Annotated in this window: 23 protein-coding genes and 1 riboswitch; of the genes, 22 read left to right on the top strand and 1 reads right to left on the bottom strand. The window is 47.8% G+C overall.

What is annotated here, in order from left to right; genetic code table 11:
- Positions 1-170 precede the first annotated feature (170 nt).
- The 10 genes from ACUC6J_RS23155 to ACUC6J_RS23110 all read left to right on the top strand — a co-directional run bounded on the left by ACUC6J_RS23155 (position 171) and on the right by ACUC6J_RS23110 (position 10,989).
- Positions 171-1,805 carry a spore germination protein gene (locus tag ACUC6J_RS23155; RefSeq protein WP_250247967.1) on the top strand — a complete coding sequence of 545 codons (1,635 nt, stop codon included), beginning with the start codon at positions 171-173 and terminating at the stop codon, positions 1,803-1,805.
- On the top strand, positions 1,783-3,024 hold the full coding sequence (locus tag ACUC6J_RS23150; protein WP_225164818.1) for a Ger(x)C family spore germination protein: 1,242 nt from the start codon (positions 1,783-1,785) through the stop codon (positions 3,022-3,024). The genes ACUC6J_RS23155 and ACUC6J_RS23150 overlap by 23 nt, the downstream gene beginning before the upstream one ends.
- A 23-nt stretch (positions 3,025-3,047) precedes the next feature.
- Positions 3,048-4,157: a GerAB/ArcD/ProY family transporter gene (locus ACUC6J_RS23145; RefSeq protein WP_025366069.1), complete on the top strand. Its 1,110-nt coding sequence runs from the start codon at positions 3,048-3,050 to the stop codon at positions 4,155-4,157.
- Positions 4,154-5,260 carry a GerAB/ArcD/ProY family transporter gene (locus ACUC6J_RS23140; protein ID WP_447249476.1) on the top strand — a complete coding sequence of 369 codons (1,107 nt, stop codon included), beginning with the start codon at positions 4,154-4,156 and terminating at the stop codon, positions 5,258-5,260. Before ACUC6J_RS23145 ends, ACUC6J_RS23140 begins: the two co-directional genes overlap by 4 nt.
- Before the next feature lie 424 nt (positions 5,261-5,684).
- Positions 5,685-6,080 carry a Fur family transcriptional regulator gene (locus tag ACUC6J_RS23135; RefSeq protein WP_013373543.1) on the top strand — a complete coding sequence of 132 codons (396 nt, stop codon included), beginning with the start codon at positions 5,685-5,687 and terminating at the stop codon, positions 6,078-6,080.
- Positions 6,056-6,895 carry a response regulator transcription factor gene (locus ACUC6J_RS23130; RefSeq protein ID WP_277507923.1) on the top strand — a complete coding sequence of 280 codons (840 nt, stop codon included), beginning with the start codon at positions 6,056-6,058 and terminating at the stop codon, positions 6,893-6,895. Before ACUC6J_RS23135 ends, ACUC6J_RS23130 begins: the two co-directional genes overlap by 25 nt.
- Before the next feature lie 142 nt (positions 6,896-7,037).
- Positions 7,038-7,451, top strand: coding sequence for a BlaI/MecI/CopY family transcriptional regulator (locus ACUC6J_RS23125; protein ID WP_016324858.1), 414 nt, complete (start codon positions 7,038-7,040; stop codon positions 7,449-7,451).
- Positions 7,452-7,454: 3 nt separating this feature from the next.
- The gene (locus ACUC6J_RS23120; RefSeq protein WP_016822783.1) at positions 7,455-8,315 is read left to right on the top strand and encodes a M56 family metallopeptidase; all 861 of its coding nucleotides are present in this window, start codon (positions 7,455-7,457) and stop codon (positions 8,313-8,315) included.
- 119 nt (positions 8,316-8,434) lie between these two features.
- The gene (locus ACUC6J_RS23115; protein ID WP_013373539.1) at positions 8,435-8,842 is read left to right on the top strand and encodes a DoxX family protein; all 408 of its coding nucleotides are present in this window, start codon (positions 8,435-8,437) and stop codon (positions 8,840-8,842) included.
- Positions 8,843-9,000: 158 nt separating this feature from the next.
- Positions 9,001-10,989: a methyl-accepting chemotaxis protein gene (locus tag ACUC6J_RS23110; RefSeq protein WP_025366068.1), complete on the top strand. Its 1,989-nt coding sequence runs from the start codon at positions 9,001-9,003 to the stop codon at positions 10,987-10,989.
- A gap of 87 nt (positions 10,990-11,076) precedes the next feature.
- On the opposite strand, the gene ACUC6J_RS23105 is transcribed toward ACUC6J_RS23110, so the two are convergent.
- Positions 11,077-12,063 carry a DMT family transporter gene (locus ACUC6J_RS23105; RefSeq protein ID WP_025366067.1) on the bottom strand — a complete coding sequence of 329 codons (987 nt, stop codon included), beginning with the start codon at positions 12,061-12,063 and terminating at the stop codon, positions 11,077-11,079.
- A 180-nt stretch (positions 12,064-12,243) separates the two neighbouring features.
- Between ACUC6J_RS23105 and ACUC6J_RS23100 the strand changes: the two genes are divergently transcribed.
- The 12 genes from ACUC6J_RS23100 (at position 12,244) to cobK (ending at position 24,694) form a co-directional block, all read left to right on the top strand.
- Entirely contained in the window at positions 12,244-13,101 is an 858-nt protein-coding gene (locus tag ACUC6J_RS23100; RefSeq protein ID WP_016822786.1) for a LysR family transcriptional regulator, read from the top strand.
- Between the two features lie 70 nt (positions 13,102-13,171).
- Positions 13,172-13,885 (top strand): pirin family protein, encoded by a 714-nt coding sequence (locus ACUC6J_RS23095; protein ID WP_107733774.1) that lies wholly within the window; start codon positions 13,172-13,174, stop codon positions 13,883-13,885.
- Positions 13,886-13,900: 15 nt separating this feature from the next.
- Positions 13,901-14,239 (top strand): hypothetical protein, encoded by a 339-nt coding sequence (locus ACUC6J_RS23090; protein WP_447249475.1) that lies wholly within the window; start codon positions 13,901-13,903, stop codon positions 14,237-14,239.
- Positions 14,240-14,418: 179 nt separating this feature from the next.
- Positions 14,419-16,044 carry a spore germination protein gene (locus ACUC6J_RS23085; protein ID WP_016822789.1) on the top strand — a complete coding sequence of 542 codons (1,626 nt, stop codon included), beginning with the start codon at positions 14,419-14,421 and terminating at the stop codon, positions 16,042-16,044.
- Entirely contained in the window at positions 16,044-17,261 is a 1,218-nt protein-coding gene (locus ACUC6J_RS23080) for a Ger(x)C family spore germination protein (RefSeq protein WP_340865833.1), read from the top strand. The genes ACUC6J_RS23085 and ACUC6J_RS23080 overlap by 1 nt, the downstream gene beginning before the upstream one ends.
- A complete protein-coding gene (locus ACUC6J_RS23075; RefSeq protein WP_013373530.1) occupies positions 17,254-17,478 on the top strand; it encodes a hypothetical protein in 225 nt (74 codons plus the stop codon). The genes ACUC6J_RS23080 and ACUC6J_RS23075 overlap by 8 nt, the downstream gene beginning before the upstream one ends.
- Positions 17,479-17,521: 43 nt before the next feature.
- A complete protein-coding gene (locus ACUC6J_RS23070) occupies positions 17,522-18,688 on the top strand; it encodes a GerAB/ArcD/ProY family transporter (protein ID WP_090888860.1) in 1,167 nt (388 codons plus the stop codon).
- A gap of 101 nt (positions 18,689-18,789) precedes the next feature.
- Positions 18,790-19,647, top strand: coding sequence for a uroporphyrinogen-III synthase (locus tag ACUC6J_RS23065; protein ID WP_031462389.1), 858 nt, complete (start codon positions 18,790-18,792; stop codon positions 19,645-19,647).
- A gap of 199 nt (positions 19,648-19,846) precedes the next feature.
- Entirely contained in the window at positions 19,847-20,401 is a 555-nt protein-coding gene (locus ACUC6J_RS23060; protein WP_044786214.1) for an LOG family protein, read from the top strand.
- A 57-nt stretch (positions 20,402-20,458) separates the two neighbouring features.
- A riboswitch (cobalamin riboswitch) is annotated at positions 20,459-20,644 on the top strand.
- A 309-nt stretch (positions 20,645-20,953) separates the two neighbouring features.
- A complete protein-coding gene (gene cobJ / locus ACUC6J_RS23055) occupies positions 20,954-22,750 on the top strand; it encodes a precorrin-3B C(17)-methyltransferase (protein ID WP_447249474.1) in 1,797 nt (598 codons plus the stop codon).
- 94 nt (positions 22,751-22,844) lie between these two features.
- The gene (locus ACUC6J_RS23050; protein WP_430209188.1) at positions 22,845-23,918 is read left to right on the top strand and encodes a sirohydrochlorin chelatase; all 1,074 of its coding nucleotides are present in this window, start codon (positions 22,845-22,847) and stop codon (positions 23,916-23,918) included.
- Positions 23,915-24,694, top strand: a complete 780-nt coding sequence (gene cobK / locus ACUC6J_RS23045) for a precorrin-6A reductase (RefSeq protein ID WP_016822798.1) — start codon at positions 23,915-23,917, stop codon at positions 24,692-24,694. Before ACUC6J_RS23050 ends, cobK begins: the two co-directional genes overlap by 4 nt.
- The last annotated feature ends 29 nt before the right edge of the window (positions 24,695-24,723 follow it).

The following is a 24,723-nucleotide window of genomic DNA, read 5'->3' as shown; positions in this document are numbered from 1 at the left end:
CATTAGGCTTAAAAAATTAAAAATTTATTCAAATTTATTACGCTGGGTTTGCTTAAAACGTTTCGATCGAGTGCTTGGTGCATAACTGGGAACAGATTGCGCATACTCCAAAGATACATTAATTAGGAAATAGGTAGTGTACTGTTGCCATTTGGAGAGGAGGTTTGCTCATGATTCGCTATCCCTATCGCAAACATAATAGAAAATCGGGTGTGGATAAGAAGAATGGAAATTCTCCGCGCTATTTAAAAATCGAGGCTTGTTTGGAAACCAACTTGCAGCAAGTTAAGGAGTTGACGTCAGATAGCCCAGACTTTCTGATTCGCCGCTTTAAAGTGGGCCTTAGGGCGGATGTCCCCGCCGCTATTGTGTTTCTAGATAGTATGGCCAAAACGGATACGGTGAATGAACTCATCATGAAATCCATGCTTAGCCGCCCATCTGCTGAGGTAGCTGTGGAGGTGGAGAGCGCAGAGGCGCTGTACACAAAAATACAGAGTCACGCGCTTGCACTTGGAGAAGTGAAGGACTGTGATGATTGGAATTCCATGATGAAGCAATTGTTAATGGGGGACACAATCATCTTATTGGAAGGCTGCGAAAAAGCCATTGCGTGCGGTACACGTGGGGGAGAGACACGCGCTGTCAGCGAGCCAACAACCCAGACAGTCGTCAGAGGACCAAAAGATGGATTTGTGGAATCTCTGTTCACGAATATTTCTCTGGTTCGGCGACGGATTAAAAGCTCTGATCTTACACTGGAAATGTTTCAAGTGGGAAGCACGTCTCTCACGAATGTGGCCATGCTATACATGAAGAATATTGCGAATCCACGTGTCGTAGAGGAGGTTCGTAAACGGATAGAAAGCATCAACATTGACGCTATATTTGAGTCCGGCATGGTTGAGGAGATGATACAAGAAAATCATTTCACACCCTTCCCAACGATCTTTAACACGGAAAGACCTGATACCATCAGCAGCAATATTATGGAGGGTCGAGTGGCGCTCATTATAGACGGAAATCCGTTTGTATTGGTGATGCCCACAGTGTTTGCTCAATTTTTCCAGAACTCTTCGGATTATGAAGAGCGTTACGATATGGCGACTGTTGTTCGGCTCATTAGATATATCAGCTTCATTATTCTTATTCTAGGGCCTTCTCTCTACATTGCTTTAACAACATATCATTATGAAATGATACCGACTCCATTGCTGATTAGCATATTAGCTCAGCGGGAATCCGTTCCTTTTCCGGCATTTCTAGAGGCGTTAATTCTGGAGATCACCTTTGAGATTTTGCGTGAGGCAGGTATCCGAATGCCGCGTGCGGGTGGCCAAACGGTATCCGTTATAGGAGCGCTTGTGCTGGGTCAAGCGGCTGTGGAAGCCGGAATTGTCACCCCGCTGCTCACGATTGTAGTAGCCCTGACGGGGATAGCCAGTTTCGCAATCCCAGCCTACAACATGGCAGTAGCCGGGAGATTGTGCCGATTTATTTTCATGATCCTGTCTGCGTTCATGGGCCTATACGGCATTACATTGGGGCTGATTGCGCTAATTGCTCATATGAACAGTCTGAGTTCCTTCGGGGTGCCCTACATGGCACCTTTTAGTCCTTTTGTGCTGGAGAGTCAAAAGGATGCCGTATTGCGACTCCCATTCTGGATGATGAAGAAACGTCCTAAAAGCATTACGTCTAAGAATCAGAATCGAATGAAGGATGGAAGCAGGATTTCCTCATCTGATAAAACCACACCGATGCAGGAGGGGGGCAATCAGGGTGTATCAGGGGAAGAGGAATGAACAAAGTGCTGTAACCTTTAAGGGGAGAATAGCAGGACTGTGTTTGGTCTTGCTTCTGTTCGCTCCATTGTTATCCGGTTGCTGGGATTCTGTGGAGTTAAACCAGCGAGCCGTAGTAGCGGGAATAGGAATTGATATGGCGGGGGAGTCAGAATATGAGGTCTCCCTGCAGGTGATCGTGGCAGATGAAATCGCTGGAGCCAAAGCGAGAGGAGATACCCCTGTCGTTTTGTATCGGGAAAAGGGCAAAAGTCTGTTTCAAGCGATTCGCAAAGCTTCACAGAGGATCCCACGGACTATTTCTCTGGCGCATGCCAGATTGGTCGTCATCGGAGAAAAACTGGCACGGCATGGAATTGGCGACACGCTGGATTTTCTGGAAAGGTATACGGAAACCCGTCTGACGATGAAAATGCTGATAGCGCGCGGTGAAACTGGAAAGGATGTACTGGCAACCATGACTGCGATCGGCCGCATTCCCGCTAATGATATTTCAGGAAAGCTGGAATTATCTCAAAATTTGTACGCTGGGGATTACGCGGTGAGTGTCGATGATGTCATTCGCAGCATGTCCAGTAAAGGGAGCGGTCCTGTGCTTACGGGCGTAGAGGTGAGCGGCAATTTGGAGCAGGCCTCACGGAAGGACAATGTGGACAATGTCTTACCGGAAGCAGTTGTTCACATTAATGGGATGGGAGTATTCCAAAAAGATCGCCTTGTCCGCTGGTTGGACGATGACCAAGCAGTTGGACTGTCTTTGATTAATAACAAAGTGAAAAGTGCGGAAACAACATTGAGTTGTGATAAGAAAGGGGAAACCGTTAGTATTGAAACCTTGTTCTCTAAAACCCATATAGACAGTCAGATGGAGCGAGGGGAGCCTGTTTTTGTAATTCATTTGAAGCAGACCGGAGCAATACAGGAAGCTGAATGTTCCATTAACCTGAAAAGTTCAGAGGTTATCAAACGATTGCAGGAGCAATGGGCAGAGGAAACGAAACGCGTCATTTTATCAACCGTCAAAGAGGTTCAGCGTACTGGCAGCGATGTGTTCGGCTTAGGTCTTGCACTTGAGAGGAGATACCCAAAACAATGGAAAAGGCTCTCTTCCGATTGGAGCCGTTATTTTGCAGAAAGCACCGTTCGTGTTCAGGTGACTTCGGTATTGAAGCATACACAGTCGCGAACCAACCCGTACTCAAGGGGAGAAGCCGACTAGTGAAATCAGGAAGGGGGAAGGCGATGAAGAAGACACAGATAAGTTCAAAAGAAATGATCTCTCTCATGGTGCTGTTTGAATTGGGCACATCCATGATGTCTATTCCCGGAAGGGATGCGGGTAAGGATGCATGGATCGCCATCCTCATTTCCACGATTGTTGGGGCATTGCTTTTTGTATGCTATGGCAGCCTGCACCGACGTTTTCCTGATTTGCTTATGACACAATACTGCAGAGCTCTTTTGGGCAAGAAAGCAGGGAGCGCGCTTGCTTTTTTATATATCGTGTTTTTTCTCTACGGCGGAGCACGGGATCTTAGGGACACGGGGATCCTGATTGCTGACCGTACACTTCAGCATACGCCGTTGACAGTCATCTGTGGCTTAATGGTTGTACTTGTCATGTATGTGGTGTATTTGGGAATTGAGGTTGCAGGCCGGACGGCCATTATCATGTTGATTTTGCTACTGCTGCTGGGTCTCGCTACTAATATGTTGATTTTGTTGGCAGGCATTGTGGATGTGGGCAATATATTGCCCATAGCCGAGCATGGCTGGCAGCGGATATGGCAAGTAGTTTATTCGCAGGCCGTAATGCTACCGTACGGCGAGATGGTTACGTTTGCGATGATTCTTCCCACCTTAAAAAAAGGCTATCGTGCCAATGGGGTAGGGGTCTCTGCTATATTGTTTGGAGGGCTACTCCTGTCTGTTGTTACGCTGTCCAATGTACTTGTACTAGGAGAGGACGTGTTCAGACGGGCTACTTACCCTTTGCTCTCTATGATCAGCAAGGTCGAAATATCTGATTTTATCGACAGAGTCGATGTGATCGGCGTGATGAGCGTTATAATTTTTGATTTTTTCAAAATCTTCATCTTTTATTATGCCGCAGTTAAAGCGGCAGAGGATGTATTGAGAATATCCTACCATAAACTGATTCTGCCATTTGGGCTGATCATGTTAGTCTCTTGTGTATTAATGGCACTGGGTTATCAAGATCACCTTGAAACAGGCGAGTTTGTACTGAAATGGCTGTTTCCGATATTTGCCGTGTTTTTTCCACTCTTACTTCTAATTGTATCGTGGCTGAAAAAGACCCGGAATAAAAAAATAGAGGAGAATGCCCCATGAGTCATCGTCTTGCCAATAAAACATACATCAGTACCGGACAAATGCTCATTCTGATGTTCCATTTTATTCTAGGAAATGCAGTCATTATTAATATGGATAGTGAATATGAAAGGAATACTTGGATTGCTCAGACTATTGCTATGCTGGTCGGAATGGTATTGTTCCGGATGTACACCTACACGGCAGAGAGATTCCCCGGCCAAATGTTGACTACCTATGCTCGTCAATTGGTAGGGAATAAGGGTGGAACGGCAATAGGGGTACTGTACATTCTGTTTTTTTTGTATTTGACCAGTAGAAATTTACGTGATGAGACTGAACTGGTTCGTGTGTCTGTACTGGAAAAAACACCGAGCCTAGTCGTGGCTTTTCTGATGATTCTCTGTGCAATCTATGTCCTCTGGCTTGGCTTTGAAGTACTGGCCCGTACGGGACAGGTGTTTTTTGTAGTAATCCTCATCGTTATGCTTTTGGGAAATACATTATTGCTCTTATCGGGCAGTGTTCATCTTGAAGAACTGATGCCCGTCATGAGTAAGGGTTTTAAACCTGTACTCATGTCAGCCCTAAGGGATCGTTTGGCTTTTCCTTTTGGTGAGCTGATTTGTTTTATGATGTTTGTCCCTTCTGTAAAAAGGCCTTCACAGATCACCAAAGCTGGATATATAAGTATTTTAGCTGGAGGCACTATTTTAGTTGAAGTCGCAATATTAAATGTAACTGTGCTGGGGACCGATATAACAGAGCGTTCTATTTTTCCATTATTAAGTACATTCCAGAACGTGCAGCTTTCGGAATATGTGCAGCGTCCAGATGTTATTGTACTGATGTCCATTATTATCGGAGACTTTTTTAAAGTGGCCTTGTTTTCTTATGCAGCAGTGTTGGCGATATCGGATATATTTGGTTTACCGTACCGAAAAGTGCTCTTACCTTGCGGTATTATTGTTTTACTATGGTCACAGATAGGGGCAACAAACCTGAGTGAGCACTTTGAATTTGGACGACTGTCCCTCATCTATGTTCATCCATTATTTGTTTACGTTATTCCTTGTTTGTTCTTTCTGCTGGCTCTCTTGCGGAGAAGCAGAGGAAGAAGCTGAAACTTTGAGGAAACGTGACCATTGTGAGAACAGGAAGCGAAATGCATTTCCTATTGGCTTTTTGCCTACATTTATAAGGAGCACCATGAGCATTCCCACCAGCACAATATATTCTGATGGTCGCATCGTGCGAAAAGCCAATGAAACAGGCTCCCAAGGATGATGAACACCAAAAAGCCACTTTACCGACACACTTGTCCCAAGCATTAGCAGCATAAAAAGTATGAATATCCAAAGTGTTTTCATCAAACATCCCTCCATGAGCTGAATGTATATCATGTATACATTGTGTTGCAAAGCGGCACAATTTATCCGATCTCATTGACTTGAAATAAATTAAGATTTATACTTATTCTAAATTAATTTTTATTGTGATTATAAGTTTGTAATAAATATAATCTGCGTTGGTTAAGGGAGATGCGGTATGAGAACTTTAAATTTAACTTCGCAGCGCCAAGCGGTATATGATGTGGTCCGTGAGGCTCACGATCATCCTACTGCTGCCGATGTTATGAATCGGCTGATGGAGCGCGGATATAATCTGGCCTATGGAACGGTCTATAATTCATTACGTTATTTAACGGATAAGGAATTAATCCGTGAGCTGAAACTAGGGGAAGCTGCTAGTCGTTATGATGGTCGGATGGACGATCATCAGCATATTATTTGTCAGGTATGCGGCCGAGTAGATGAAGTGATGAGTGAAGTCCCACACGATTGGATTGATACGGTTGCGCATGAAACGGGATATACGATTGCCCATGCCCATGTCGTATTCGGAGGAGTGTGTAAGGAATGTCAAAGCAAGCGAATCAAGTAACGAATCGTATTAAAGTGGCTGACATGCCTAGACGGGTGAAGGGCAGTTGGACATCAATGTTGTCTAACCCGTCTACACCTGCGGTGCAGACCGTTCCTTCTAATGAACCTTTGTATTGTCCGACCACGCGTCGCATCATCCTGATCAGTTCCGTACCGGGTGTAGTCCACGGTGTGGTGCGTACGTTGTCAGATGCGTGTTTTGACGTAATGGTCTTCCATCGCTGGGAGCCTGAAGTGCAGCGTCATTTGGGGAGCGACCTCTTGATTTACGATTTGACCGCCACTGATCCACGGCGTGAATTGCTGAGTATCCGCAATGATCTTGAGCATGAATATATGAAAGACACACCAGTCATGTATGTGGTTCAGGATCGGATGTCTTTACGTGCGCATGAGCTGCTTCCTTCGGAAGAGGTACTGATATGGCCACTAGCATCCAACCAAATGGTGCATGACATTGAGCGGATGATTGTGCGTCATCCGGTGATTTCCCGCCAGGCAGCGCAAACCAGTCAGCGTACGGTGTTCAAGGATATCTGGATTGACCGTGATAAAATGTTGGTATATAAGGAAGAGAATCTATTGAATCTAACCAAAACGGAATACGATTTGCTATTGAAGCTGATAGATTCTCAAGGAAAAGTGATCTCGCGCGAGCAAATGATGCATGATATCTGGGAAACCGATTTTGTCGGCGGCAGCAATGTTGTAGATGTGCATGTCAAAAGTTTGCGCAAGAAGCTGGACGATCGACCTGCGGAGCCTGAATATATAGCAACCGTAAGAGGTGTAGGATACAGATTGGCAGATTAAACGGAAAGTTATGAATATCGATAAATTCCGCCGGATGAATACCATTCGGCGGTTTGTATACGGTGCCTGAAGCTGACACTAGGTGTGACAGTTGACTTTATCAGGATACATACACTACAATCGGTAGTGTGAGGTGCTTCTTATGAAACGACTGAATTTTAAAGCTGGCGAAACCGGACTTAACCGATTTTTCGGGCCTCTGGAAGCCAAAATCATGGATATTTTATGGTCCACTTCGGATCGTAGTATCAAAGAAGTGCAGACCGCATTGGAGGGGGATCGGGACTTTAACTTCAATACGGTAATGACCGTGATGAACCGTTTAGTGGAAAAGGGGATTTTGAGCAAAAGTATACGCGGGAGAACGTCCTTATACCGTCCTGTTTTAAGCAGAGAAGAGTTTATGGATGAGCAATCCAAAGAGCTGAGTCACGAACTGGTGGATGAATTTGGTCCGCTTGCTGTCAACCATATGATTGATGCTCTGGAAGTAGCTGATCCGATTTTAATTGAACGTTTGGAACAAAAAATTAAACAATGGAAAAAGGATATGTAGACGATGTGGAAAACACGTTCTAAATTACTGTTTACAGCAGGCGCCTTGATTTCGGGTTTTGCCCTTATGCAGATGGGGATGTACGCCGGGCAGCATGTTTTCGGCTGGAAATTGAATTTTAACGTGTTTCAAATTTGCAGAAGTTTGTTGCAGCACTACGGAATCGGCTACATGGTGGATGCGCTCAGTGGACTGGTTTTTGTAACCTTCGGTATCGCCGGAGGAGAAGCAGTCAGACAGTGCATGGCTACCAGGGCGGCTTTCCGCAGACTGCATCGAATGCGCGACCTGCCGTTGACCGAAGCACTGGGTGAGCGATATCGCGAACTCGGGACCGATCGAATTTGGGTCATTGATTATGCCAAGCCTGCTGCCTTCACCATGGGTTTATGGAAGCCGCGAATTGTATTGTCCTCTGCACTGTTGTCCGTACTGGACAAGCATGAGGAAGAAGCGGTTATATACCATGAAGCCTATCATATGAAGCATTATGATCCATTGAAGACCTGGTTCCTGCAAATGTGCGCTACACAGCTGTTTTACTTGCCGGTGCTACGTCACATTACCAACCATTACAAGACGGCCCGTGAAATCTTGGCGGACAACGAAGCGATTCATCGAGCCGGTTCACCGGTTGGAATTGGGAGCGCATTGCTCAAGCTTCTGAGTATGACACCCGCTAATGCCCGTCTGGTAAACTCCGCCGCTTGTTCCTCTTTTGCAGAGACGTCCATTAATTATCGTATCTCACGTATTCTAGACCCTCAACAAAAGCCGACCATTCAGATGCCTTGGCGTTCAATTATGTTTTCAGGCTATGTACTCGTCATGTTAACGCTTATGTTTACACTGGCGTTAATCTAGTTTGGCAATATGTATCATAGAAGGTGGCGCCTTGTGCGCTACCGGTTCTTGATATGTATAACACTACATTTTGTAGTGTTAATTATCTAATCGGTATACAACTTAAAGGAGATGAGCTTATGAATCAAACGCTTGCGAATATTGGATTGTTATTGGTACGAATTTTTACAGGAGTTATTTTTATCGTTCACGGTGCACAAAAGTTTCAGGGACTAGACGGAACCTCCGGATTCTTCCAGAGCCTCGGACTCCCTGGCTGGATGGCCCCTGTGGTCGCTACGGTTGAGTTGGTTGGAGGGATTGCACTGGTTCTGGGTATCGGAACACGACTGGCTGGAGCGGCATTGACCATCGTAATGATCGGTGTATTGCTGACTGCAAAAAAAGGACAGCCTTTTGGCTCGATTGAATTTGATCTCCTGATTTTGTTCACCAGTCTTCAGCAAGCCCTTGTCGGTGGGCGTTTTCTGGCGGTGGATCAGTTGTTTGGCCGTAAAAAGGCTGAAAATAGTAACGTGCAGGTCTAAATGTTCATATTACCGCATCCTTAGTCTCATAGGATGCGGTTTTTGTTTTGCTCTTTTATGAAAATTCTTTGTAAATGATTTGCTACTTTCTGCCGATATAACTTACATGAAATGTAATGAAATAATATCGCTTTTTGAGCAAAGGGGAAGAAAGATACATGGCAACAACGCGAAAAAGAAAGACCATATGGACACTCAGGAACAAGTTGATTTTAGGTTTTTTACTTGTTTTGCTGATTCCAAGTTTAAGTATTTCCATTGCAACCTATGAATCATCATATAATGCTATGGAAAAACAGCTTTACAGCAGTGCAAATCAGGGGGTAACGACGGCTAACTCCGTGATTGAATATGCAATCGCCAGTAAAATTGAAGATGTGCGATATTTGGCGGAACGCCTCGACGGTTCGATGATTGACGGACCAAATAGTCCCTTGATTCAGCCCAAGCTGATCCAATACATAGGCTTACACGAAGACGCGAAGGATATTTTTGTGGGAACACCGAAGGGGCTGATGATCCGGGGGGTGCCCAAAAAGGACGAAGGGACATTTGATCCTCGCAAACGACCGTGGTACATCGAAGCGATGAAGCAACCGGGCAAGGTAGCGATCACCCCGGTTATCATCAATTCTTCAGGTATTCCTGTAGTTATCGTATCTCAGACGCTTTCCGATCAGTCTGGCGTGATCGGAATCTCTCTGAATCTGGAAAGTGTACGTAAACTGGCCTCCATCAAAGTAGGCCAAGAGGGGTATATCATCATTTTGGATCATACGAAGAAATTCGTGGTCCATCCTACGGCTAAAGCGGGTTCATCTCCTCAGGAGAATTCGCTTGACAGGTTGTATACTGCGCCGAGCGGGAATTTTAAATATATGCATGAAGGCCGCGAGAAATATTTGACCTATGTAACGAATGAGGATACCGGCTGGAAAATCGCAGGTACCTTCTATCAATCCGAGATTAGCGATGCCACCGCTGCCATGCGTTATGTAACCATTTTTGTGCTGGCTGCCTCGTTGGTAATTGCGCTTATCGCGATTTTCCTGATTACCCGTTCTGTTCTGGTACCGATTCGTAAGCTGCAAAAATCAGCAGAACGAATCAGCGAAGGAGATTTGACGGGTGATTTGGAAACTGGAAAAACAGATGAGGTAGGCGAGCTATCTGCTCACTTTCAAACCATGGTGGATAGTTTGCGCACGATGATTCGAAGCGTACGCGAAACGACAGATCGGGTAAGTTCTTCAGCGGAAGAACTGGCTGCGGGTGCAGATCAGACGACCCAAGCTATTGAGCATGTTACTATTGCTATTCAGGAAGTAGCTGTAGGCAGCGAACGTCAGCTGCAAAGCGTCAAGCATGGCTCTGTGAGTATGGAGGGACTGGCTCAGCAAGCAGCGGATGTATCCGAGCGTATGGTGGGTGTATCTGAACATGTGAAGATGAACGCCGAGTCAGCACAGGAAGGTAGCAAGGCTGCTACGCAGGCTGTACAGAAAATGCATGATATCGACGAGACTGTTCATGATCTTGGACAAGCTATGGACTCCCTGAGTGAGCGCTCCGGTGAAATCGTGAATATTATCAGTGTTATATCTGGTATTGCCAAACAGACTAATTTGTTGGCATTGAATGCATCCATTGAGGCCGCACGCGCTGGGGATCATGGCAAAGGATTTGCCGTGGTTGCTACAGAGGTACGCAAGCTGGCTGAGGAATCTGCCAAATCGGCTACCTTGATTTCGGAGCGCATTGAAGCGATGCAGGTGGATATGAACCATGCTTTGGGCGCGATGCAACAAGCGCGGGTACGGGTGACGGAAGGTATTGATTCGGTAACCACATCCGAGCATTCCTTTGCGGAAATCAGTCAGGCTGTCGAACGCGCGATGGGGCATATCCATGATATTACCGGAGTGACTCAGGAAATGGCACGGGGGACTGTAGGCGTCGCAGATATTATGAGCGATATTTCCCACATCTCGGACGAGGCAGCGAGCAACACCGAGTCGATCTCAGCGGCGGCTGAGCAACAGCTGGCTTCCATCGAGGAAATTGCTTCATCCACAGCAGACCTGAGCCAAATGGCAGAGGAGCTGCGCGAACTGGTTGGACGTTTCCAGGTTGAAAAAAAATCCTGAAATGATAAAAAGCGCCCGGATACCGGAGGTTATATTCCGTATCCAGGCGCTTTTTTTGATGTTTTATCATAACTTTGGTTCGCAGGGTTAGAAGTCACCGTTGAACGACTTGCGGCGATTCAGACGGAAACGGGCACCCCGTGAGCTGTTGGACGGACGCAGAGAGCTTCTCTGAAACATATTGTTCAGAATCAGTGCGAAAATGACCAGTACAGTCCCGTACAGTTCAAAACGGCTAATGGCATAGCCTTGAAAATACATAAGTACCAGCGTGGTAATCGGTACAAAATTAATAAATAGAATACCGTTTAGCGGAGACAGCTTGCGGATTCCGGCATTCCAACTCAGCAAGGCCGCTAGCCCTGGAAGCAGGATCATAAAGCTCATTTCGTATTTGACTGACCATACGTGCTGCCAATCCGGCACTGCAATCCAGTTGAAAGCAGAGGCAAAGGTCACGACTACAAAAGAAACCAGAGTTCCAAGCAGGCAGGTCAAGGTTGAATATCGAAGAGTAGACCACCCTGCAAAATGACTGCCTCCCATGGAATATACGACCCAACCGACGACACCCACGAAAATAAGCAGCAGCGCCAATAGATGTTGTCCGGCAAGCGTGAAAAAGGTCCATTTGCCGTTCGTGATAACCAGTAATGCCCCAGCCAGCGCAATCAACATGCTGATTAATGTATATTTTGGAGGCATTTTACGGGTCATGATCCACACCATCGCAATGGAGATCATCGGCATTAGCACTTCCATAATAGCAGCTACAAGGGTACCTGCTGCCCCCATCGCGTGCTGTCCCTGGAAAACGGCCATATTATAAATGGTAAATCCCATAGTTCCGAAGAACAATAACACCTTGCCCTTGCCCTCAAAGCGAAATGCAGTCCGTCCCTCTTTGAGCCACAATAGCACTATTAATATGAGTGTAACCGATAAATAGCGCAAAAATGAAAAGTACAGTGGATTAATATGCTGTAATGCAATGTGCGAAACCGGAAACATCGCCCCCCAGGACATACTGGCGATCAGGCATAGTAAAGATCCGGTCATGATCTGTTTGTTCATGGTGTACAAAAGCTCCTCCTTGCCGGTCTCAGCAGACATATCTTATGGACACATCATAAAGGATAGGAAGCTGTTGGTAAAATGATTGAAAATAAACATTATGATCATTTAAAATGATGATAAGTGACAAGGCGCGTCAATTTTGGTGGTCCTTGCCCTTCACAATAAGGGGGAACAGTAGTGGATCTGAACGATTTAAACATTTTCCAGACGGTGGCTGCACATGGCAGTGTCAGCAAGGCTGCAGCCGAGCTTAGCTACGTCCAGTCCAATGTAACGGCCAGAATCAAGCTGCTGGAAAAGGAACTGCAGACGCCTTTATTTTATAGACATAAACGGGGGATGATCCTCAATGCTGAGGGCAAGCGTCTGCTGCAATATACGAAAAGCATTTTATCGCAATTTGAGGAAATGAAGCATGCGTTTCAGAATACCTCTACACCTTCAGGGGTGCTGGAGATTGGTATCGTGGAGACTGTCATTGCCCTTCCAGCCATTTTACATGCTTACTACAGTAAGTACCCGGATGTCGAGTTGTCCCTCAAGGCCGGGGTTACGGAATCACTGGTGCAGGAGGTTGCAGAAATGCGACTGGATGGAGCCTTTGTAACCGGACCAGTCAAGCATCCGCTCATTGAACAGTTTGATGTATTTCAGGAAAAGCTGGTCCTCGTATCTCAAGGAAATGACTTTTCGGTTGACGATTTTACAACTCGTCCGCTCCTGGTATATAAAAAAGGCTGCGGCTATCGGGGAAGACTGGAAACCTGGCTCAAAATGGAGGGGATTATCCCCAAGCGGATCATGGAGTTTGGGACATTTGAGACAATTATCGGCAGTGTAGCGGCAGGCATTGGAATGACCGTTTTCCCCGAATCCTCGATCAGCGGGCTGGTGGCTCAAGGTCTTGTGTGCGGTCATGCCATCCCTGAGCCTTACAATGAAGTGACAACGGTGTTTATCCGCCGTAAGGAGGCCTTCGTTACCAGTACCTTGCAGTCTTTTATAGATGAGATTACCACTCAGACAGAAGCGTAGCTTTATGGCTTGGGCTCGGGTACAATGAGAGGGATTTGATCTCATTGTTCATCCTTGAAGGAGGGCTATTATGTTTACAATATATCCGGCTGCTTCCCGATTCAGCTTCGATAAGGGATGGCTGCGGGGGAGCCACAGCTTTTCATTCGCGGAGTATCAGGATGAGAACAATACAGCGTTTGGTCCTATGCGTGTCTGTAATGACGATGTCATCGCACCTGGCCGGGGCTTTGGGGCGCATCCGCACAGCGATATGGAGATTGTCTCCATTGTGCTGTATGGGGAGCTGCGTCATGAAGACAACCGTGGACATGTGGCGGTGACCCGTTTTGGAGGCATTCAGCGAATGTCAGCGGGGCACGGCATCATTCATACGGAGCACAACGCTTCGCAAACCGAGGATGTCAGTCTGCTGCAATTGTGGTTTAGTCCGCACACAAGAGGATTGCAACCTTCCTATGAGACTACAACGTTCAATACGGAACGTCTGCAAGGTCAACTCCTGCCTGTCGTTGCTGGAAAGCGTGTACCCGGCACGGAGGGTGAAATAGCTTCAATCAATCAGGATTTAACGATTTATTTAAGCAAGCTTCAGCCCGGGGAACAAGTAGAATTTACACAGGCCGAGGGTCGGCGCGTGTTCCTGTTCGTCATCGAGGGCTCACTGCGTGTCAACGGTGAACATCTTCTGCAAGAGCGAGATTCTGCTCGCATAGAGGAGGAGCCGAAGCTATCACTAAAGGCAGAGGATTCTGTTTTTTATATGTTGATTGATTTGCCCTAAAAGGAGGTGCGCACAATGGCGCAGCAGGAAACATGGCTGATCAAGCATGCCGTCACAGGGCGAAGCTTTGCTGACAGCCGCAAGCAGTGTTTCGATTGTCGTTTGGAATCGGCGGACGGCGTGTTTCGCTTCACGCTTCAAGAGTTGCCGAGTGAGGCAGCGGAGGCGATTGTGCGTTTCAGCGAGGAGCTGAACGTATTTCGTTTTGTAACACCCGCAGACGGCGGATTCGTGGTAAAGCATTGGTATTACGTCACCCCGGAAAGTGTACAATATCATGCTCAGATCGGTGAGCTTACGTTTGAAGCCGGTTCTGAGATTGAATACCACCCCGAGGAGTATTGGGGGGACTAAATCTTCTTAATCATAAATGTTCGGATGTATAATCGATTTTCGAAGGCTCTGCATCATTGCAGGGTCTTTTTGTTATGAGTTCAAGATGGTGAGTTCATTGGATACATAATCCTTTGCAGGCTGGTACATCCTATATGTCATATTAACTGATCGGTTTATTCGTAAAGGGGGGACTAACGATGAAGAAAGGGCGCTTTCCCAAGCTGCCAAAGCTACCGTGGAGCCGGAGAGCGGTTCCAGCCGCTGAACGCAAAACACGAAATGCTCGTGTGCCCAAAGGGCTGCCTGAGTCTTCATGGCTGGAAGAGCCACTGCGCAGCAGTCTGGAAGACAATAGGGTCGCAATGCGTGATATTTTCAAGGAATGCTCTGATATCGTCTACCGAGAGCTCATGATTTCCCCTGAACGAAAAGGGTTGCTGGCATATTTCGAAGGTACGGTAAAATCAGAAGATTTGCAGGATCATATTCTGCGGCCTGTCATCTTGGGCATGATGCTCAAGGACCCTGAAGTGAACGGCAAATTGGAGCCGTTGGATGAGACTCGTATTTCCATGTCCCAGACCAAAACGATGGACGAATGGAAGCAGGTATCGGCAGCGATACTGGACGGCAATGCCGCTCTGTTCGTAGATGGAACGGCTCGTGCTTATATTTTCAGCGCCAAGGGAGGCGTCCGCCGTGGCGTGGAGGAGCCGCAGACCGAGGCTGTTATTCGCGGGCCGCGTGAGGGCTTCACGGAGACGCTTCGCGTGAATACGGCACTGCTACGATTCAAGCTGAAGACCTCCAAGCTCAAGATGCACAGCATGACCCTCGGAACAGAAACTCAAACGAGCGTCGTCCTTACCTATGTTGAAGGGATCATAGATCCGAAGCTGGTGGAGGATGTTAAAAAGCGCCTCAGCGATATTAAAATTGATGGTGTTCTGGAGACTGGATATATTGAGGAACTGATTGAGGATCACCCATATTCACCGTTTCCGCAAATGGAATACACCGAACGTCCCGATACCGTCACCGCGCAATTACTGGAAGGACGGTTTGCCATTTTTGTGGACGGCACGCCTTTTGCCCTGATTGGACCAGTCACGATGTGGCAAATGATGCAAGCGAGCGAAGATTATTACGAGCGCTTCTTCATCAGTAATATGGTGCGCTGGATTCGTTTTCTTTTTCTCATCATGGCTCTCTTTCTGCCAGCATTATATGTAGCGGTGACGACCTATCATCATGATATGCTGCCGACGACACTCATATTGAGTATTGCGGCGGCTCGGGAATCCATCCCTTTTCCAGCCCTGGTGGAGGCATTGATGATGGAAATTTCCTTTGAGGCGCTGCGAGAAGCTGGGATTCGTCTCCCCAAAACGGTTGGTCAGGCCGTCAGTATCCTTGGGGCGCTCGTTATTGGTCAGGCCGCAGTACAGGCAGGAATCGTATCGGCGCCAATAGTTATTGTTGTGTCGCTCACAGGTATTGCCTCGTTTACCATACCGCGTTTTAATTTTGCCATTACGGTTCGTCTGCTGCGATTTCCAATCATGCTGATGGCTGGTTTATTTGGCTTGTTTGGCATCATTATTGCGACAACGCTGATTGCTACGCACCTAACCAAGCTAACATCGTTTGGTGTCCCTTATATGAGTGGATATAGCCCGTACAACCATATGGATCAAAAGGATATTATCGTCCGTGCACCTTGGTGGAAAATGACCAAACGTCCTTCATGGATTGGTAAGGACAACAACAAACGAGCGAAGAAAGAGATGAATGGATCGCCTAAAACCGAGGAGGGATGGTGATGAAGCCCACATCAAATACACAGCAAATACGTAAAGCAGCTGTACTTTGTTGTCTACTGCTTTGTTCTGTTCTTTTGGGAGGATGTTGGGATCGCCGTGAAGTGAATGATGTGGCCTTTGTGATGGGTACCGGACTGGATAAGGAAGGCGATCAATACCGGGTAACGATGCAAATTGCTCTGCCCGGACAGCTCGGATCTTCGGGTAGCACAGGAGGAGGGGGAGGTACCAGTGGTACGAAGTCCTACTACCTGGAGTCCAAAACAGGTCCAAGCTTCCGGGGAGCAAGTACTGAGGAACAGCGAGAGGTTTCGCGAACACTGAATTACTCTCATCGACGGGTGCTGCTGTTCGGGGAGACGCTGGCACGAGAAGGGATTAGCAAAATGATGGATGTCATTGCACGTATTCCGCAGAACCGCCTGTCTTCCCTTGTTGTTATTACAAAGGGGTCAGCGATGGAAATGCTTCAGGCAGATGCTCCGATTGAGCAATATCCAGCGGAAATGGTGCGTGAGCTCAACTTTTCCTATATGAAGAAACCTCGTTCCGTTAAATTGCTGATGAATTCCGTCCTGCTGGAAGGCATTGATCCGGTAGTGCCGGTAATGTCTCTGGTGAAGAATGGGCCTGATAGTCTTAAAGACAAGAAGACAAATATTCAGGTCGATGGACTGGCTGTCTTTCGACAAGACAGGTTAACAGGGGTTATTGATAATCACCTCAGTCGGTTTCTGCTGTTGGGTATGGAGCAAGCCAAGGAAACAGAAATTTTTATCCCCCCTCCCAAAGGTAGAGGTTACATATCTGTGCATCTCATCGAAAATAAAGTCCATATCGAGCCCTTTATTCGGGGGGACGAAATTCGAATGACGGTTCATATGAACTGCAATGGGAATGTGAAGGAAAATGAGACGAGCTTCGATATTTCCAGAGAGGAGAATTTGAAGTGGCTGGAGCAGCAGACGGTCGAGGAAATTAAGAGGGAGCTGGGAGAGGCTGTCAAGGAAATTCAGCAAAAGTATCATTCAGACGTGCTTGGCCTGGGCCGGGCTATTATTACCAATCACCCGGATGAGTGGAAACGGATTAAACCTCAGTGGGCGCAATTGTATCCCAAGGTGGAGGTTACCATAGATCCGGTCGTGCATATTGAGAATATCGGTGCGGTCACCAAACCATTCGGGGTCAAAAAGGAGCAAATCCAGAATGAATAAAGTATTTCTATTACCTTTATTGCTGGCTATGCTCTTCATGTATCTGATTGACCGTAAACGTATTAGCAATGCACCTGCCGTCAATCGCTGGGTCTCCCGCGTACTGTATGTCATTAGCATTGGTATCTGGATTTACGGCACATCGACGAAGAGCACTGTTTATGTGGCTACTTGGCTGACCCGATTTATTGACATGTGGCTCCCCACCGCGTTGTAAATCGTGTAATGGATGCCTGCGGGCAAAAGGAGGATGTACCTGCATGAAACAGTTCACAACCAGACAAATTGTGCTGTTTAGTGTATTGATGGAGGTCGGTATTACCCTTATACATGCTCCGGCGCAGGCAGCAGATCACGCGAATCAGCATGCCTACTGGACCTGTATAATTGCAGCCATTGTGCTCTGCTTGCCGATCTGGGCGATGTTGAAACTCAAACGCCGTTTCCCTGATCAGGATCTGATGGAGGCGATGGTAAGCTCTCACCCTGTGCTGGGACGTATGCTGCTTGCAGTCTATTTCATTTTATTCCTGATCATTTTTGCGCGGGATTTGAGGATTATTACCGATCTGGTGGAGGTGGTTCTTTTGCCGCTGACTCCGATTGTGGTCGTATCTCTTATTGTGCTATTGACTATGGCATTTATGGTTAAAGGGGGGATAAGTACCCTTGTCAATATGACCGAGATTTTTGTGCCATTGTTGATTGTGACACTGTTGACTATGCCGCTTTTTTTTGGAGGTAATATGGATTTTTCGATGCTGAGACCCTATTTACATCCGGAGGTAGATGGAGTGATCAAGGGGAGCTGGCGCATGCTCGGATATATGGCCGATATCATGATCGTTCCCTTTGTGATTTCTGGGAAGAGCTATAATGGACGTAGTGCGTGGTTGGGGCATTTACTCGGAACCGCTATTATAATCATGCTGGTGTTGCTGTCGGAGTTGGTGATTGGAGTTCCTATCTTGTCACGACTGTTTTATCCATCGTATGAACTGGTGCGTCAGTTGCAACTAACGGACTTCCTGGATCGGTTCGACTTGTTCGTGGCAGCACTGACCGTACCAGCCTTTCTTACGAAGATTGGAATTGATCTGTACGTTACCAGTTTGGCGGTAAAGCGCATGTTTGCCCATGTCTGGGGGAGTCTGATGGTTTGGCCCTTAGGTTTGTTAGGTTATGTCTGTTCGTTTATGCTGTTCTCCAACATCGTACAAATTTATGATTTCAGCCGGGAATGGACTGCGGTGATGGTCATCTTTTTTGTATTCATGCCCTTCTTGCTGTGGATGTTGCTCCGACCCAAATTTAAAGGGAGAGGTGATGATAACTCATCATCTGGCAGGGAGAGGGATAGAAGTGATCAGAAAGAAGGCCAGCAGGAAAGCCAGCAGGAAAGCGAAACAGGACACGCCCACTTATAAGATTACTGTATTTATCGAAAAAGTAATTCTTATTTGTCTTTTGCCTCTCTGATTGTATACTTGGTAGAAAGAAATACGACATCTACAAGGGAGGCAACAGCATGGCACAACGCATGGCAGGTAAGAGAGTCGCTCTTGCCGGTCCCCGTAAAGCAGAAGAAATGGCGTTGCTAGTTATGAAGATGGGGGGCGAGCCAGTAGAACGCCCGGCCCAGGGGACTGTTTTTCTGGATGATATCGAGCTGCGCAACGCTGTTGTATCGTGGGTGAAGAACCCTCCGGACTGGTACATCTTCACGACAGGTATGGGACTGGATGCTCTGTTCGATATGGCAGAGGATATGGGCGTGGCCGAGCAGATTATAGAGTTGCTGCAATCCTCCAACGTTGCAGCACGGGGCTACAAGACGGTCAATGGACTCAAAAAGCGTGGCTTTACGCCAGCAGTACGGGACGAGGACGGAAGTTTGATCGGATTGACACGGGCTTTTGCCCCATATGATCTGAAGGGGAAGGAAGTACTGTTGCAACTGCATGGAGACCCGGCTCCCCGGTTGGTAGAGTGGCTGGATGAGCAAGGCGCAGTGACCCGCCAAGTACTTCCTTATAAGCATATCCCACCTGAAGAAGCAAAATTGCAGGCGCTACTAGATGATGTTATAAACCGTACGATTGATGCCGTTACGTTCACGAGTGGTCCGCAAATTCGATTTTTGGCCCAATATGCCAGAGAGCAAAATCGAATGGAGGATTTACTGGAAGCCTTTCGTGAAGATGTCATTGCTGTATCGGTAGGCAAGGTGACTGCACAATCCATTTTGGAAGAAGGGATTGAACGAGTCGTATTTCCAACTGAAGAGCGCATGGGTGCGATGATGGTGGAGCTGGGCAAATATTTCGAACATAGCGATTCGGTGCATGGCTGTGGTCTGAAGAGCGTGAACGGTCATTTGAAATGAGCTAGAACCGATAAATGCAGTAAGCTAAAAATGAACTTATATTTACTAATACAGAGTAAAATAGAGATAAGGGCCTACGAGGTCTTTATCTTTTTTTGTTGGACATGCATCGCAAAGTTTTTTGTTATAGCGAAAATATTTATCTAATATAATGAATAAGTTTCGATGCATGATATTGAGGACAGGAGCTGAGACGTTTATGAATTCTATTTGTGTATTTGCAGGGTCCAGACCTGGACATTCATCGGTATATGTTGAGGCGGCAGGCAAGCTGGGTGAAGCTATGGCTCGCCAGCATATCCGTTTAATTTATGGTGGCTCCAGCAGAGGGCTGATGGGTAAGGTGGCGGATGGACTGTTGGCGGGTGATGGTCAGGTCACCGGCATTATGCCCACCCTGTTATTCGATGCAGAGATCATTCATCGGGGAGTTACCGAGTTTATTGAGGTAGCAAGCATGCATGAACGTAAAGCGGCGATGAGCGAGATGGCCGATGCGTTTATAGCCCTTCCGGGAGGCTTGGGAACCTTTGAGGAGCTGTTCGAGGTATTGTGCTGGGCGCAAATCGGTATACATCGCAAGCCCATTGGGCTGCTGAATGTGAATGGATATTTTGACCCGTTGGTAGAAATGGTACGTCATAGCGTGCAGGAAGGGTTTACCGGAGCTGATCATCCAGCGCTACTGAGTATATCTGCGGACCCGGATGAACTGCTGCATATGTTGAAAAATAAAGCAGATAACTTGAAATAAAGCTTTTTTCGTGCTTGCACAACTGATTGAGGCAAGGTTATGATAAGACCCATAATCAAATAGCGGACAGACAAGGTGCCTTTGCGGTTGAGCAAAGGGTAACAGGGAATCGGGTGCAAGTCCCGAGCGGTCCCGCCACTGTAAGGAAGAGGGTTCTTTTAAATGGTCACTCGTACAAAACGGGGAAGACGAGAGAATCCGTTGATGCCAAGCCAGGAGACCTACCTTGATCTGTATGCACCATTAACCTTCGCGGAGAGGATGGGTGTACGAAATCAGGAAATCAGGCACACGTTGCTTTTTCCATGTTGGTTACAGGTTTGCGTGGATATGAACGTGCAGCAGCGTTTGAAGCGTAAACAAAACAGATGGAAAACAACGGCAGATAGGAGGAAGACAAGAACTGTCTTCTTACGCTGTTTCGTCTGGTAAGAGAGATACGTACATAGGAACCCCATCCGGGCAGGATGGGGTTTTTTTGAGTTAAAGGATGCCACAAATTATTGAAATAGATAGTATAGCTGCCCTGAAAAGGATGATAGGAGGAGCACGATGAGCCCATTAGGAAAATTGCTGGTGATTGGATTTGGACCAGGAGATATGGAACATATCACAAAACGGGCGTTGGATGCGCTGGCCGAAAGTGAGGTCATTATCGGCTACAATACCTACGTTGATTTGATTCGTCCGTTGTTGAACGGACAGGAGATTGTACGCACAGGGATGACAGAAGAAGTGAGCCGTGCGCAGGAGGCGGTTCGCCAAGCAGAGATGGGTAAGAAGGTAGCCGTCATTTCCAGTGGAGATGCTGGGGTCTATGGCATGGCAGGGCTGGTGTACGAAGTGCTGATGCAAAAAGGCTGGCGTCGCGAGGACGGGGTTGAGGTAGAAGTTGTGCCGGGGATCTCGGCTATTCAATCCTGTGCTTCGTTGTTGGGAGCGCCGGTTATGCATGATGCTTGCACAATCAGTCTGAGTGATCATCTGACCCCGTGGGAAACGATCGTGAAGCGTGTAGAAGCTGCGGCTTCGGCTGATTTTGTGATTGCCTTATACAACCCGCGTAGTGGTCGACGTACCCGCCAGATTGTGGAGACGCAGTCCATTTTGCTCCGTTACCGTGATCCGCAAACTCCAGTTGGACTGGTGAAGAGTGCTTATCGTGAACGTCAGCAGGTTATTGTAACGACGCTGGAAGATATGCTGAACCATGATATCGGGATGCTGACGACCGTAATCATCGGCAATTCCTCGACGACAGTGTATGACGGGTTAATCGTGACTCCGCGCGGCTATCAGCGTAAATACACGCTGGACGCGACCGAGCAAGTGCTCAAACCGCATCAGCGGCTTCGCACGGAAGCGGAGCCGTGGTCGCTGGGCGCGCAAGAGGATCGCGCGCTGGATACACCGCAGGGAGGTGGAGCTCTGACTGCGCCTACCGGGCCTTCCGCGAGCGGCGCTGCGGTTGCCACGCAGGTACGCCCGCAAGCGATGGCTGCCGTGCAGGCTGCGCCTGCGAAGCAGACTGAGGCATCACCAGCATCGCTGGCAGCAGAGGCGCTAAGCCGCCTTGCTGTCGGCGGCAAGCTTCCGGGCGAAGCCAACGCTCGCTGGAGCGGGCAAGCGCCTGCTGCCCAGAGCGCCGTCGGAACGGCAACGGTGGCTACGACTGGGAAGGCGTCAGGCGGCTTTGGTAAGCCTGCGCTGTTTGAGGTGGGGGTTTCCCCTGGCGTGGGAAACAAGAAGTTCACTGCTCGGCAGATGGCATTGCTCGCCGAGGTAGCGGGTGATGATGGCGAGCTGGAATACACGCCAGATCATCAGATCGTGCTGCGCGTGCCGTGCGCAGACCCCGAGGAACTGGTCGGACGGCTTCGGGATGAACGATTCATTGTCATGCCGATCGGCGATGTGTTTAAGGTGAAGGCCTGCGACTTCTGCAATATGGAGAAAGATGATGCGGTGCCTGTGGCTGAGCATCTACAGGTTGTACTTGGCGGATTACAGGCACCCAAGGAAACGAGTATTGCTTTGAATGGATGCGGCATGGCTTGCTATGGAGCGGTGCTGGAGGATATCGGCATCGTCTATCGCAAGGGAGGATACGATCTTTTCCTTGGTGGCAAAAAATTTGGCCGAAATGCTCATGCCGCTCAGCCCGTAGCGGAAGGAATTCCGGGTGATCAGATTACGGATATCGTGGAGAACATTATTGCTGAATATAAGGAAAAAGGGCATCCGAACGAGCGTTTTCATAAATTCTTCAAACGTGTAGGCATCGTTGCGGGTTTCCGGCATGAAGATGCACCAGCAACAGTAGAAGTGAACGCGGTTTGTGGTGATTAAGTGGGTTGGTAGGCTTGATGAACAGGATACAAGCATATATATAAAATAGGGCGTCATGTAGGCTATCCCTATCAATGAGGAGGAAAACACAGCAGTGGATGCAATATTGTTGGTTGGACATGGAAGTCGGGACCCAGAGGGTAATCAGGAACTACTGGAATTTGCGCAAGCGGTGGCAGATCGGGCGCCAGGTACGTGTGTAGAAACCTGTTTTCTGGAGTTGGCACGCCCAAGTATTGCCGAAGGAGTACAGGCGTGTGTGGACAAAGGGGCGACACGTGTCGTTTTTATTCCGATTATTTTGTTCGCAGCAGTGCATGCCAAAATTGATATTCCGAAGGCAATCGACCGGGCAAAGGCAAAATACCCGCAGGTGGAATTTGTATACGGACGTCCGATTGGCGTTCACGAAAAAATCGTTAGCATACTGCTAAACCGCTTGAAAGAGGCACGCCCTGTTGCAGTTCCAGCAGGGATGAATAGCGCTGTAGAGGCATCTACCGAGGTATCTGACGAAGAAACAGCGGTACTTGTATTAGGACGCGGAAGCAGCGATCCAGATGCGAACAGTGACTTTTTCAAAATCACTCGTATGCTGTGGGAGAAGCTTTCTTATACGTGGGTAGAAAGCAGCTTTATCGGTGTGACGCAGCCTTCTTTTCCCGATGGCCTAGAGCGTTGTGTACGATTGGGGGCCAAAAAGATTATCGTGCTTCCGTATTTTCTATTCACGGGTGTGCTGATTAAGCGCATTGGAGAAATGACTCAGGAATTCGCCGAGGCTCACCCTGCATTACAAGTGGAAATGGGCGGATATTTTGGCTTCCATCCTCAATTAGTTGAGCTGGTGCTGGAGCGAGCTAACGAAGGCCTGTTCGGCAAGGTTACGGCTAATTGCGATAACTGCCAGTTCCGTCTGGAAGCGCAGGAGCATCACCATCATCACCACGACCATGATCACGACCATGACCACGATCACCATCACGACCATGATCATGACCATCACCACCATCATGCACATGAGCATGATCACCATCACGAGCACCATACACACAGCCACGCTCACGATCATGCGCATGTCCATGCTCACAGCCATAATGACCATGATCACGATCATTCACATGCGCCGTCTGTAGTGAACGTAACCGGGCAGGTGAATGGCTCATGATTTTCATGCTATGCGGAACGAGCGATGCAAGGGAATTGGCGCTGCAAATCCGTGACACCGGCTTTAACGTATTAACTTCGGTCGTAACCGAAAGCGCGGCGGCCAGCTTGTCCGAAGCAGGGCTGGACGTACGTACAGGCCGAATGACAGCCAATGAAATGGGTGCAATGATTCGGGAGAAGGGGATACAGGCCGTTGTTGATGCCAGTCATCCTTTTGCAGAAGAAGCACATGCGAATGCGATGACAGCTGCTCGCGAGTCTGGAGTTCCTTATATTCGCTACGAGCGGACGGGACTGGTGTATGACAATCATCCATTGCTCCATATTGTGTCTTCTTATGAAGAGGCCGCATTAATTGCTAAGCAACTCAAAGGCTCTGTCATGCTTACGACGGGCAGTAAGACGCTCGGCACATTCACCAAGCATCTACTCGGAGACCCGGAGATTCGTCTGGTTGCACGTATGTTGCCGCGCCTCGACAATATGGAGAAATGCGGCGAACTGGGGATGGAGCAAAAAAATATTATTGCCATGCAGGGGCCCTTTTCCCGTGAGATGAACGAAGCATTGTACAAGCACTTTGGTACAACCGTGATGGTCACCAAGGAAAGCGGACGCACGGGAGCAGTGGATGAGAAGGTTCAATCTGCTCTGGATCTGGGTATTCACGTCATTTTGATTTCCAGACCGGAAGTAGAGTTTGGTACGGTATTTGATCATTTCGACGGAGTAATTGATACATTGCGCACAGCAACAGGGAAGATTTCCATTTGAGTTGGTTCAAGTCCCTACGGGTTCAGTTA

Source organism: Paenibacillus sp. JJ1683, assembly GCF_053006485.1.
This window is presented reverse-complemented; position numbering and strand designations above follow the sequence as displayed.

Bases quoted from the DNA above. Each gene is read 5' to 3' on its own strand.
- ACUC6J_RS23155 (WP_250247967.1), top strand. From the start codon at position 171: ATGATTCGCTATCCCTATCGCAAACATAATAGAAAATCGGGTGTGGAT.
- ACUC6J_RS23145 (WP_025366069.1), top strand. From the start codon at position 3,048: ATGAAGAAGACACAGATAAGTTCAAAAGAAATGATCTCTCTCATGGTG.
- ACUC6J_RS23140 (WP_447249476.1), top strand. From the start codon at position 4,154: ATGAGTCATCGTCTTGCCAATAAAACATACATCAGTACCGGACAAATG.
- ACUC6J_RS23135 (WP_013373543.1), top strand. From the start codon at position 5,685: ATGAGAACTTTAAATTTAACTTCGCAGCGCCAAGCGGTATATGATGTG.
- ACUC6J_RS23130 (WP_277507923.1), top strand. From the start codon at position 6,056: ATGTCAAAGCAAGCGAATCAAGTAACGAATCGTATTAAAGTGGCTGAC.
- ACUC6J_RS23125 (WP_016324858.1), top strand. From the start codon at position 7,038: ATGAAACGACTGAATTTTAAAGCTGGCGAAACCGGACTTAACCGATTT.
- ACUC6J_RS23120 (WP_016822783.1), top strand. From the start codon at position 7,455: ATGTGGAAAACACGTTCTAAATTACTGTTTACAGCAGGCGCCTTGATT.
- ACUC6J_RS23115 (WP_013373539.1), top strand. From the start codon at position 8,435: ATGAATCAAACGCTTGCGAATATTGGATTGTTATTGGTACGAATTTTT.
- ACUC6J_RS23110 (WP_025366068.1), top strand. From the start codon at position 9,001: ATGGCAACAACGCGAAAAAGAAAGACCATATGGACACTCAGGAACAAG.
- ACUC6J_RS23105 (WP_025366067.1), bottom strand. From the start codon at position 12,063: ATGAACAAACAGATCATGACCGGATCTTTACTATGCCTGATCGCCAGT.
- ACUC6J_RS23095 (WP_107733774.1), top strand. From the start codon at position 13,172: ATGTTTACAATATATCCGGCTGCTTCCCGATTCAGCTTCGATAAGGGA.
- ACUC6J_RS23090 (WP_447249475.1), top strand. From the start codon at position 13,901: ATGGCGCAGCAGGAAACATGGCTGATCAAGCATGCCGTCACAGGGCGA.
- ACUC6J_RS23085 (WP_016822789.1), top strand. From the start codon at position 14,419: ATGAAGAAAGGGCGCTTTCCCAAGCTGCCAAAGCTACCGTGGAGCCGG.
- ACUC6J_RS23080 (WP_340865833.1), top strand. From the start codon at position 16,044: ATGAAGCCCACATCAAATACACAGCAAATACGTAAAGCAGCTGTACTT.
- ACUC6J_RS23075 (WP_013373530.1), top strand. From the start codon at position 17,254: ATGAATAAAGTATTTCTATTACCTTTATTGCTGGCTATGCTCTTCATG.
- ACUC6J_RS23070 (WP_090888860.1), top strand. From the start codon at position 17,522: ATGAAACAGTTCACAACCAGACAAATTGTGCTGTTTAGTGTATTGATG.
- ACUC6J_RS23065 (WP_031462389.1), top strand. From the start codon at position 18,790: ATGGCACAACGCATGGCAGGTAAGAGAGTCGCTCTTGCCGGTCCCCGT.
- ACUC6J_RS23060 (WP_044786214.1), top strand. From the start codon at position 19,847: ATGAATTCTATTTGTGTATTTGCAGGGTCCAGACCTGGACATTCATCG.
- cobJ (WP_447249474.1), top strand. From the start codon at position 20,954: ATGAGCCCATTAGGAAAATTGCTGGTGATTGGATTTGGACCAGGAGAT.
- cobK (WP_016822798.1), top strand. From the start codon at position 23,915: ATGATTTTCATGCTATGCGGAACGAGCGATGCAAGGGAATTGGCGCTG.